This window comes from Bacillus sp. AP50, from assembly GCF_040492675.1.
GTDB lineage: Bacteria > Bacillota > Bacilli > Bacillales > Bacillaceae_G > Bacillus_A > Bacillus_A cereus.
Genome location: NZ_JBEUTW010000320.1, coordinates 1 through 10,964 on the forward strand (window position 1 = coordinate 1; position 10,964 = coordinate 10,964).

Consider the following 10,964-nt stretch of genomic DNA (forward strand, 5'->3'; position numbering starts at 1 on the left):
TTTATAAACTGTTGCTGCATTTCAAACTGAACCGTTTCATTTCTTGAAAAAATTCTAATTTCTTTCGGTGATTTTTCTAATAGTTGTTTTATAAGTTCATGCCCCCACGAACCTGTACCACCAGTAATTAAAATTATTTTATTTAACATTCTTCTTCCTCCTACGAAACATCTCAATTTAAATAATATTTATTGAATTATTTTCAATTGATTCAAATCATAATCGTCGTTTGTTACATTTAATTGACAAAATAAAAAAACAGAAACTATTAAACGTAGTTTCTGTTTTTCATTTCATCTCACAACAGTAAGATTTTTTATACCGTTTGCATGATAAATAAATTCCTTGTAAAAAAACACCGCTCATTTATTTCTTATACTCGTAATAAAATAAATAGAATGATTCATAGCCAATAATCATATTTAAATTTATGAAAAAGGGAGGTAACGGAATGGACCGAAGCAATTCAAATCATACATATAACGGACCTTCCAAAGCACTGCCTCTCTCCCTATTCGACGTAAAAAATGAATTGAAACAAAAAAGCAAACTTATTCCTTCTGACACCATGTATAAATTAACGAAAGAAGAACAACTCATCATCAACAAAATAAAAATACAAACAGAACAACTAAATAAAAATAATGTTACAAGAACACGCGCATACTACCAATTTTACATTCAATATCCAGAAATACATTGGGCACTGCTTGGGCATATGGTATCACGTAACGGCGGTTGGAATATGACTGATTTAAAGGGCGATTTATATACGAGAATTTTATCAGAGAAAGATCAATTCATATTTTTTTCTTTTTTAGAAAGAGGGAATTGGCTTATTTTCCAAGATGTATACCCTCAATTTTTACTTTACGAACAAAGTGTAAAGAGATCACAAAAGTTATTTCACCTTCTCCCTCACCTAAATGTTTCTACATTTATGGAAACGATGTGGAACCATTTTTGGAAAACAGGTAACAAAAAGACTTTAGCAATTGCAACTATTATTAATGAACAAAACTACTTAGAAAAAAGAGTAATTCAAAATGTACAATTTAAAAAGACTGTACTAAATAGTATTGGATTTAAACTCTTTGATTTCTTTCAGTTTAATCATATCCTTTTCCCATTCTACGAAAATGATAAGAAACAAAAAGTATTACTATTTGGTGATACAATGAAACATTTCACTTCCTTACATGAACGGATATTAATTGGAAAAAGATTGTACTCATTATTATTTCGAGATACACATGTTTTATCTCAAATAATAAGCTGGGCTCAACACCATCCACATACAGGATCTAGGAAAGATTACTGGCCCCATTTATTTTCAAGTGTAAATGAATCTTTTTCCCGTGAGTTTTATAAGCGCCGAATTAAGAAATGCCAGTTACGAAATGGCGCTTATCGTATATACAGCCCTGCACTCATCTATGCATGGCGAGATATGAAGCATGAAGAAGTTGACAGTGAAGATTGGTTTACCGATTGGCAAGTTGTAAATTACTTAGTTGATAAGGAGGAAAATATAAATGGACAAATTACAGAAGACTACTGCAAAACACTCGAAAAAATTGAAATCGCCATTCTCGCAAAGAAAAATGTCCTCCTCCGAGAAGAAGAATGAGTTTCTAGCATTAGTAGTTACAATCTTTCTCTCTTCTATTATTTCAACTTGCTTAGATGCCTTTTTTGTTCATAAACAAATATATTCCTTTCCGGCTAGGCCCTTCTCATCCACATTTTCGGTTAATATAGCTTTTACATTGTTCGTACTGCCGATTTTAACAGTTATCTTTATACACATTTCAAAAAAATTATCTAAAGTTTCTAGAATTTCATTTATTATTTCAATCGGTATTTGTGCTAGCCTTTTTGAACAGATTGCTGAAAGTTTAGGTTTATTTGTACATAGTGCGAATTGGAACCATACATATTCTTTATTTGGTTATATAATTTTTCATTCTTTTATTTGGAACGTATATAATTGGATAAAAAAATAAAGAGACCATTATAGGTCTCTTCTTAAGCATACTCTTCCGTTATTACTAATGGTGTCAATGTTTGAAGGCTTTTAGAGCGTAAACGATAGGCAACGACTTTCTTCTTATATTGCTTAATGACATCAACATGTTCCTCATAGCTATATAGCGAAAATCTAATCTCTTTACTCCCTTTCTTCGTATCAATGACTATTGGCGTCCCTTCTCCGTGCGGCGGGAAATAATGTTTATCTAAAAACAACGCCTCATTAAATTCATGAATAACTTGTAGTTTCATTTCTCCCTCTATATTTTTTCCATCTATCGATATAGAAGTATTTTCCGCCTCAAGCTTTTGATGCAATTCAAATCTACTAATAATTGATTCTACAACAGAAGTGGGCATGCTAGAAACTAATACTTTAATAGCTCCAAAAACAAATAATGTAACTATAAACCATGTTGTCATTGTTATCATCTCCATTACATTTAAAAAATAAATTTCGTTCCATACGGTATTAGTATACTAATAAGTATTCCAGTTACAATCATCGTTACCGAACCGATAGTCGCTTCTTTCTCGCCTTCTTTCACTAAACGACTCACACCGATAATATGTGATGCACAGCCCATTCCAACTCCTTTTCCAATCGTACTTGTTATACGGAAAAACTTAAGTACTGTTGGTCCGATCATAGCACCTGTTATTCCTGCAACAACTACAAAACTAGAAGTCATAGATGGAATACCACCAATTTGATCCGCTATTGAAAGGGCAATTGGCATTGTCGCTACCTGTGGTAAAGTAGTTAATATAAGTTCCTTATCTATATTTAAAATTCCGCCAATCACTACATTCATGCTCGTTACAGCCACTATACCTATCACTACTCCGATTAGTATCGATGAAAAATTTTTCATCAGTATCTTTCGCTCTTTAAATAGAGGTATGGCCAATGCTACAATTGCAGGGCTCAATAAGCTTGAAAGAATGTTTCCCCCATTTTCCCTATACTCATGATGAGAAATACCAAAAATCAAAAATAAACAAATCATAATTGCCGTAACTGTTAACACTGGTAACGTAAATGCAAACGTACATTTTTTATATAGCTTTGTCGCCAAGAAATAAATTGCTACAGTAATAATAATTAAGACCATTTGAATCGTGCACCTTGTCGATTTTATTTTTTTGATGTGACTAATAATTGACTTATATACCCTGAAACAATCAAAGTTACTACAGTACTTGCAACTACTAAAAGGAATATAATACTTCCCGTACTGAAAAGAAAAGACCCGTATTCCATGAGCCCTGTTGTCGAAGGGATTAAAAATAACGGTAAAAATACGATTAACTTTTCCGAACCTAACTCAAACCATTTTAACGGTAAAACGCGAGTGGAAAGGAGCAGGAACAGTATTAACATCCCTATTAAATTCCCCGGTATTGATAGATGGAATATTTCCTGAATCCACGTACCCACTAGGCTAAATACATATAGCACGCCTACTTGAAGTAAAAGCGTCACGTACTTCATTTCTTTCCCTCATTTCACTATCACACATCCATATTATGAAATCTCATTTAGCGTGTCGGCAAACCGTTTAATTCCAAGTTGAATTTGTTCTATATTCGCTCTACCAAACGTAAATCGTATATATTCATTTTTCGAACCTAAAACACTGCCCGGAACAAATGCGACACCATTCCGTATAGATTCACCTAATAAGTGATATTCATCAAACTTTCCTGTTACTTTACACCATACATGTATTCCACCCTCTGGCACGAAACATTCAACTCGTTCTCCCAATGTTCCTTCAAGCTCTGCAATTAATTCATCTCTTCTTTGCTTCAATTGTCCACGAAGTATCGTAATATGTGTATGGAAATCCTTTGATTCTAAAAATTGATTTGCTACCCACTGCGTAAATACACTATGGCCAAAATCAACTTGTTGCTTTGCATCTGCTAAACGCTCAATTACGCGTGTAGGACCAATTACCCATCCAATACGTAATCCTGATGCAACAATTTTTGATAGTGAACTTATATAAAGAACATTTCCATTTTGGTCCATTGATTTTAATGTTGGGTTCACTTCTCCATTAAAAGAGATTAAACTATACGGATCATCTTCTACAATTGGTATACCGAACTCAGAAGACAGTTCTAAAATTTTTTTACGTCTCGCTAATGAAAGCACAGTACCCGTCGGATTCTGATAATCTGGATTCAAAAATACCATACGAATGCGATGCTTTTTGTGCAAATCGATTAAGTCATCTGGATTCATTCCATGCTCATCAACAGGTAAATGAAATATGTTTAAACCGGCCGATTTAAACATTGGAAGCGAAAAACAATACGAAGGATCTTCAATCGCAATCGCATCGCCAGGTTTTAATAAACATTGAACGATAAGATTAAGCGCCTGTTGTGCTCCAGATGTAATAAGAATAGAGCTTGAATCTGCTTCAATTTGTTTATATTGCTGAACATGTGCTGCAATTGTTTTTCTCAACATCTCATTTCCAAGTGGATGGTCATAGCCGAGATTTTCCATAAATGTTTTCTCCGACAAAATTGTTCGAAATCTATCACTTGGAATTAATTCTGGTGACAGTTCACCACTTGCTAAATTAATTAAATCATCTTTTTGTGTTTCCGTTCGAATTTGTTGAACGAGTGGTACGTTAGGTAAGAACGATCCATCCTCCACGTACCTACCCCAGTTCGGTATTCGTTTATGTGAGACACCCCATATGTCTGTATTGACCCGTGTTCCGCTTCCCTTTTGCCGTTCTACTACTCCAAGTGATTTTAATTCTTCATACGCAGCTACTATTGTACTCCGGTTCACCTGTAATTCCTTTGCTAACATACGCTCAGAAGGTAACTTACTATCAGAAGGAAATTCGCCTGAAGAAATGCCTCTTTCAATATAATCTGCAATTTGTTTATATACAGGTGTCTTATCTGCACGATTTGGTTTCCATTCCATATAGTTCCCTCCTTTCAAAACGAACTATCCTCATTTTTTACTAACAGTATTCACCGTAAAAATAGTATTAATTAGTCACATTTTCTTATCCGTAAATGGATATATCCAAAATGGTTCTCTTTCTGATTACTCAATAGCTTCTGAAATTCCAACTTCATACTCTCATTTCAGTTCTTTTACAAACTATTAAATCATTACCGCATACCATGTTACCCCAACTAGTAGAACAAAAAGAAGAAGAATATAGATTGCAGATAAGTTTTTCACATTTCTTTTTGTAGACTTACCGTAATTCTCCTCCACGTTTCTTGCAACTAGTACAGTCCCAAATAGCGATACAATTACAATAATAACGACTAGTGAAATTGCAAAACTCATTGTCTTTTCACCTCTCTAAGACCCATCTATTTTAATTAAAGAACTTACATAAAAACCTTCCTCTTTAAAACGTTGATAACATACTACCTTTCTTCTCTTATCATAATAGATGTTTGCAAAAAGCGGACCAACCACTTTCGTGTTTTTTTGCTCATCCACTTAAAAAATAAAAAGCAACTGATCACTTAGGACCAGTTGCTTTTTTCACACAATAATTTTTCATTTAAAATTAATTCGATTTAAAAGTTTCGCCTTTTCATAATGAAACATCGACTGAGATAACTCAAAAATTGTTCCATTTACAAGATACACTGTATTTTCAATAAGAAGCGCCGGATCACCTTCATTTAATTCTAAAAGCTGTGCATTTTCTTTATTTACTTTTTCACAACTAATAACTTTATCAGCAAAACCAATATTTAATCGTAAATCTTCAATGAAATAACTGTATACAGAGCTTAATGCTATTTCTTCGTTCAAATATGGAATAATATCCTTTTTGAAATAACTTACTTCAATAGAGAATGGTTTAGCATCTACAATTCTTAAGCGCTTCAAAAAATACAACCTAGTTCCAGCTTCGCATTGCATCTGCTTTGCTATCTCTTCGTCCGCATCTATTACTTCAAGCTCTAACACTTTCGTTTCAATATTTTGTGAAACAAGATTTTTCGTTAATCCACGTAAACTTCCTAAATTAATGTAATCTGTTACAGAAGTTTCGCGTAAAAACATGCCACTACCTTGCACTTGAAAAATATAACCTCTATTCACAAGCTGACTAATTACTTTACGTATCGTATTACGGCTTACTTCAAATCGATTCATCAACGCTTCTTCTGTAGGTAGTTTTTTCGTTTCATTAAAAAGCCCATCTCGAATGTTTTGCTCTAACACATCTGCAATTTGTTTATACTTTGCACTCATACACTTTCTCCTAAAATACTCTTTTATCTGTTATAACTCTTCCCCTCTCGTTTCGATCACACGTTTATACCAATGAAACGAAAGTTTCTTCTTACGTTTTAAGTTATCATTATGATCGACAAAAATAAAGCCATATTGCTTTTTATATCCATTTAACCAACTTAAAAGATCAATCACTGACCATGCATAATAACCTTTTAAGTTAATTCCCTCTTCAATTGCACGCTTCATTACTTTTAAATGCGCTTCAATAAATTTAATTCTCGGAACATCTACAATTTCTCCGTCAATGATCGGATCTTCATCACCAAGTCCATTTTCCGTTACATACATCTTTATGTCACCGTAACGCGCTTTCAACATATGCAATCCCTCTAAGAAACCTTCGGGAGATATTTCCCATCCCCATTTTGTATATGTTTTATCATCCATTTTAACTGTTCGATAAAAACCATCAAAAGAAGAGTTACCTGGAGCAAGCGTTGAGTTTTCTCGAGAATGTTCCTCACTCTTTATATCCATATCGTATCTTTCTACTCGTATTGGTTGATAATAATTCAAGCCAATAAAATCATTTTCTTCTGCATTTTGTTTAATGATTTCTAATTCTTCAACCGTCCAATTAGGAGTCCATCCTTTTTCCTTTAATTGTTGTACAACATAAGACGGATACTCGCCTTTTAAAATTGGATCATAATACCAATACGTTTCATATTCATTCGCATGATTTGCTGCTTGTATATTTTCTTTTTGATCATCCACACTATAAGCTGGTAAGAAAACATGTGTAATCCCAATTTCACCATATTGTTTCAGCTGCTTGTACACCGCAACTGTTTTCGCGTGTGCATAAAATACATAATGAGTAGCTTGAAAATACTTTGGAACATCATTTTGTATTCCTGGTGGATGTGCACCTTTTAAATAACCTAATCCACAAAACATTACGGTCTCATTAAAAGTAATCCAATGCTTAACTCTGTCACCAAATGCCTTAAAACAAGTTTCTGCATATTTTACGAAAGCCTCTGCTGTTCTTTTATTCGTCCATCCACCATCTTTTTCTAACGGTAATGGTAAATCCCAATGATATAAAGTGACAAACGGCACAATCCCGTATTTTAAACATTCATCAATTAAGTTGTTATAAAATTCAATCCCTTTTTCATTTACCTTTCCATCTCCAGTCGGCAATATTCTCGCCCAAGAAATAGAAAAACGATACGATTCTAATCCCATCTCAGCCATTAAGCGAACATCTTCCTTATATCGATGATAATGATCAACAGCTACATCACCATTTGTTCCATTGTATGTTTTGCCAGGAATTTTTGAAAACTCGTCCCAATTCGTAACACCTTTTCCATCTTCATTCCATGCACCTTCTACTTGATAAGAAGCTGAAGCAGCTCCGAATAAAAAATCATGTGGAAACTTCATAGTATATACCTCCATTTCATTACAACAAATCAAATTCAATCATACATATAAAATTTATAGGTACAAATTTTATATGTATGATTATATCTTATGTTTTTATTTTTTTCTATTATAAAAATACAATTTATATTGTTGGTTATTGGAAAAGAAAAAGAAGCGATATATTTTATCGCTTCTTACTCTCATCATCTTTATTCTTTTATTAATGACTTATTCGCTCTTATAACTTCTTGATACAATAATGGTGACCACTTTTCATTTATGTAGTCTTGAATTACCCAGCCCACTCTCAAAGGATTCTTTTGTTTTATATAGTTTGCAATTTCAGGATTTATATAAGAGGCATAGTAATATGGACTATTCCATGCTGTACCACCAGAAGACAAGCTTGTAAAATTAATATATAGATGATTTAAATCCTCGCTATTGTTCATCGTTTCATCCATCGTATCTTTAATAGATTTTACTTTCTCATCATAGCTCACTTTATATTTATCTTGTACTGTTACATTTGCATTTTGGTTTACAGTTGTGGTAAACGTCTCATTATCTGGCCAATAAAAATTATTATATCCTCCAGGTTCATTACTACCACTATATCTTTTTAGTAGTACAATTTTCCCACGAGCATCTCCAAGCTTTATATTTCCTTCTGTTTTTAAAAAAATAGGATCAACAAAATATTTTTTTTCAAACGTGCTACTAAATGAATCTTCTGCCCCTTTCATATCCTCATACTCTTTTTTTAAAGACATAATAATTGTTTCACTCGGGTTATCTTTTAAAAATTGTTTCGCTTCATTTATGAATTCATGCAGTGTTACGTAAAGATATAATGGCCCATGATGAAGAACTATCGTATTATCATCTGTTAAACGTCCTCTTATATCAAAAATGCGAGCTCCATGGTCCATTTGATAGCGAAAATCATATTCTTGCGTCATTCCCCATACTTGCTTAATCGGATTTTGCAACTTGAACGTCCCACTATCGTGTGTTCCTGGAATTGAAATTCGTGCTAACGGGATATTATCAGGTATAGGTTGCATCCATTTTGACAAATTTTCAAGCTCATTAACAGAGCTAGCTGCAACTACTCTCTTATCATGTAAAGCAAATACAAATGTGATAAATATTGTACTACATATGAATAATTTCAAAATTAACTTCTTATTGCTCATTATTATCCCTCTCTCTTTCTGTTTTTATATCAAACTTATTGAATATAATATAAGCTAGCTCAGAAAAAATAAATAACATTTCATCAATATGAAATATTGCATAGAAGTAAAGTTAAAAAATCATTCACATATACTAAATTAGAAAAATTTAAAGGAACTTCATCTGAAGTTCCTTTTACTTATTTTATGTTCAATACGTATGAACCATTTTTATTCTCATATTTATAGACGTATAAATAATATTTACCTGGCTTTGCATTATAAGTTCCTTTAACTACATTGCCTTCATTTTCACCATATGCTACATAGTTATTTAAATCTGATTCATGATGAAGTACCCATGTCATTCCAATATTTTGTTCATTTAGTAGAGAAATATTAATATTTTCCGGCGAATCAATTTGGAAAGTAAATACATCTACTCTATCACTATTATGTAGCGTTCCTTTCACCGGTGTATGAAAGTTAACTTTATTTGCCTGTCTAGGCTCATTATTTGGTTCATTTTCTGTTACTTGTAATTCATTCCCACCGTTTGGTTTTCTTTGTTCATAGCCTAAGTTTGCTAGTATAGACTTCAAATCTGGTAAAACACCAATTTTATCTGCATATGGATCTTTAGATTTTGTTCCTGTGCTCTGGTTACTTAATATTGCTCTTAGTTCACTTGGTCTATATGGTTGTCCTAAATTTTCTTTAGCAATGCTTTGTACTAAAGTCGCTGCCCCAGCAATAATTGGCGAAGCACTAGATGTTCCGCTAAAGCTTGAAGTATAAAGATTTACAGCACTTCTACTTTGCTCGGCTGTAGTTGTATCTACATTTTCTCCCCATCCGTACACATCAATACGGCTTCCATAATTCGAAAACCACATACGTTCATGAGGGAAAGATGAAGAGCCAGCTCCTACCATAATTGCACCCGAATCTTTAAAATCTTTACTATTACGATTTAAGACTTGCTTACCTTTTCTATCTTTGAACTGGTCTAAATCATTCCACCCATTTGCTCCGGCCTCTATAATTACAATCCCTTTATCTGTACCAGCACGAATTGCATCAAAGATATCTGGTTGTACTTCAACAGGTAAATATTTATCACCATATCCATCGAAAGATGCTTGTGCCTCTAACAATAAAACATCCCCAGCTTCTAACTGATTTACAGCGCTTAATATTGCATCAGCCGTATTATACTGTCCATTATCTCTTATTTGAGAGATAACCTTTGCTTTCGCTTTTGGCGCAATCCCAATATTCCCAACTTCATTGTCCTCAGAGGATACAATTCCTAGTACAGACGTCCCATGACCGACATGCTGATCTATATTTCTTCCAGACATTAACTCAATTTTTTGATGTAATAAATCCTCATGATTTAATAACCATCCGTATTCCATATCAACAAAAGTGATACCATTTCCATTACCGCCTTGAATTCCCCAGGCGAAAGGCGCATTAATACCGTATGGGGCCGCTTCAAGATAACCTTGTTTTTTAAATCTAGGATTGTTACTAGGATTAAGAGCTACACTTGATGATTGCACTTCAGGTGGCATTATTTTCTCTTGTTTCTTCATATACGCATCTTCTATTAAAGAAGATGCCTTTAACTTATCTACTATTTCTTCTTCATACCCACTATTTTGATTTTGAAGAATATAGTAGTTTAATAAACTTGTAGATACATGATTAGGTGCTTTCACTTCAAGGTTTTGTATTTGTTCCGGGCTTACAGATGTGAATAAACGAGTAAATGTTACATCTGGATATTCTGTCAAAAGATCTTTTATTACTTTATCATTCGTTTGAGATTGTATTTGTTTTTCAATACCATCTTCATATGGCAAATCCAAATCCGCTTTAAATTTTACAATGATTTGCTTATCTGTTTCTTGTTCTATCCCTGATTTAATCTGCTGTTCTATAGAATCAGCATGTACACTATTGATAGTACCCCCTGTTCCTAAAAGTGTTGTAATGATTACAGTTGACGCACACATTTTTTGAAATATTTCCATTGCATTAATCCTCCTATTAATAAT

Annotated in this window: 12 protein-coding genes; 2 read left to right on the forward strand and 10 right to left on the reverse strand. The window is 33.3% G+C overall.

All coding sequences use genetic code 11. The features are described 5' to 3' along the window. The coding region (locus ABWK52_RS21185; protein WP_353772119.1) for a polysaccharide biosynthesis protein at positions 1-149 on the reverse strand (149 nt) is incomplete at its 3' end. Between the two features lie 302 nt (positions 150-451). On the opposite strand from ABWK52_RS21185, the gene ABWK52_RS21190 reads away from it, so the two are divergent. Together ABWK52_RS21190 and ABWK52_RS21195 are read left to right on the forward strand one after the other, a co-directional pair. Continuing rightward, positions 452-1,630, forward strand: coding sequence for a DUF2515 domain-containing protein (locus ABWK52_RS21190; protein ID WP_000376162.1), 1,179 nt, complete (start codon positions 452-454; stop codon positions 1,628-1,630). Continuing rightward, positions 1,605-2,006: a CBO0543 family protein gene (locus ABWK52_RS21195; protein WP_141537371.1), complete on the forward strand. Its 402-nt coding sequence runs from the start codon at positions 1,605-1,607 to the stop codon at positions 2,004-2,006. Before ABWK52_RS21190 ends, ABWK52_RS21195 begins: the two co-directional genes overlap by 26 nt. A 22-nt stretch (positions 2,007-2,028) precedes the next feature. On the opposite strand, the gene ABWK52_RS21200 is transcribed toward ABWK52_RS21195, so the two are convergent. From ABWK52_RS21200 to ABWK52_RS21240, 9 genes are all read right to left on the reverse strand, one after another. Further along, the gene (locus tag ABWK52_RS21200; RefSeq protein WP_000214645.1) at positions 2,029-2,454 is read right to left on the reverse strand and encodes a YfmQ family protein; all 426 of its coding nucleotides are present in this window, start codon (positions 2,452-2,454) and stop codon (positions 2,029-2,031) included. Positions 2,455-2,474: 20 nt separating this feature from the next. Continuing rightward, positions 2,475-3,146 (reverse strand): LrgB family protein, encoded by a 672-nt coding sequence (locus tag ABWK52_RS21205; protein ID WP_098541604.1) that lies wholly within the window; start codon positions 3,144-3,146, stop codon positions 2,475-2,477. A gap of 23 nt (positions 3,147-3,169) precedes the next feature. Then, the gene (locus tag ABWK52_RS21210) at positions 3,170-3,526 is read right to left on the reverse strand and encodes a CidA/LrgA family holin-like protein (protein WP_097856400.1); all 357 of its coding nucleotides are present in this window, start codon (positions 3,524-3,526) and stop codon (positions 3,170-3,172) included. Between the two features lie 33 nt (positions 3,527-3,559). After that, entirely contained in the window at positions 3,560-4,993 is a 1,434-nt protein-coding gene (locus ABWK52_RS21215; protein ID WP_000454966.1) for a PLP-dependent aminotransferase family protein, read from the reverse strand. Between the two features lie 186 nt (positions 4,994-5,179). Continuing rightward, entirely contained in the window at positions 5,180-5,371 is a 192-nt protein-coding gene (locus ABWK52_RS21220; protein WP_000006459.1) for a hypothetical protein, read from the reverse strand. 219 nt (positions 5,372-5,590) lie between these two features. Continuing rightward, entirely contained in the window at positions 5,591-6,298 is a 708-nt protein-coding gene (locus tag ABWK52_RS21225) for a GntR family transcriptional regulator (RefSeq protein ID WP_001274909.1), read from the reverse strand. A gap of 30 nt (positions 6,299-6,328) precedes the next feature. Beyond that, positions 6,329-7,738, reverse strand: coding sequence for a glycoside hydrolase family 1 protein (locus ABWK52_RS21230; RefSeq protein WP_000671630.1), 1,410 nt, complete (start codon positions 7,736-7,738; stop codon positions 6,329-6,331). Between the two features lie 191 nt (positions 7,739-7,929). Then, entirely contained in the window at positions 7,930-8,919 is a 990-nt protein-coding gene (gene plcA, locus ABWK52_RS21235) for a phosphatidylinositol diacylglycerol-lyase (RefSeq protein ID WP_000066292.1), read from the reverse strand. A gap of 179 nt (positions 8,920-9,098) precedes the next feature. Then, the gene (locus ABWK52_RS21240) at positions 9,099-10,940 is read right to left on the reverse strand and encodes a S8 family peptidase (protein WP_000402321.1); all 1,842 of its coding nucleotides are present in this window, start codon (positions 10,938-10,940) and stop codon (positions 9,099-9,101) included. Positions 10,941-10,964: the final 24 nt, after the last annotated feature.

Coding starts and splice junctions, on each gene's coding strand:
- ABWK52_RS21190 (WP_000376162.1), top strand. CDS start 452: ATGGACCGAAGCAATTCAAATCATACATATAACGGACCTTCCAAAGCA.
- ABWK52_RS21195 (WP_141537371.1), top strand. CDS start 1,605: ATGTCCTCCTCCGAGAAGAAGAATGAGTTTCTAGCATTAGTAGTTACA.
- ABWK52_RS21200 (WP_000214645.1), bottom strand. CDS start 2,454: ATGACAACATGGTTTATAGTTACATTATTTGTTTTTGGAGCTATTAAA.
- ABWK52_RS21205 (WP_098541604.1), bottom strand. CDS start 3,146: ATGGTCTTAATTATTATTACTGTAGCAATTTATTTCTTGGCGACAAAG.
- ABWK52_RS21210 (WP_097856400.1), bottom strand. CDS start 3,526: ATGAAGTACGTGACGCTTTTACTTCAAGTAGGCGTGCTATATGTATTT.
- ABWK52_RS21215 (WP_000454966.1), bottom strand. CDS start 4,993: ATGGAATGGAAACCAAATCGTGCAGATAAGACACCTGTATATAAACAA.
- ABWK52_RS21220 (WP_000006459.1), bottom strand. CDS start 5,371: ATGAGTTTTGCAATTTCACTAGTCGTTATTATTGTAATTGTATCGCTA.
- ABWK52_RS21225 (WP_001274909.1), bottom strand. CDS start 6,298: ATGAGTGCAAAGTATAAACAAATTGCAGATGTGTTAGAGCAAAACATT.
- ABWK52_RS21230 (WP_000671630.1), bottom strand. CDS start 7,738: ATGAAGTTTCCACATGATTTTTTATTCGGAGCTGCTTCAGCTTCTTAT.
- plcA (WP_000066292.1), bottom strand. CDS start 8,919: ATGAGCAATAAGAAGTTAATTTTGAAATTATTCATATGTAGTACAATA.
- ABWK52_RS21240 (WP_000402321.1), bottom strand. CDS start 10,940: ATGGAAATATTTCAAAAAATGTGTGCGTCAACTGTAATCATTACAACA.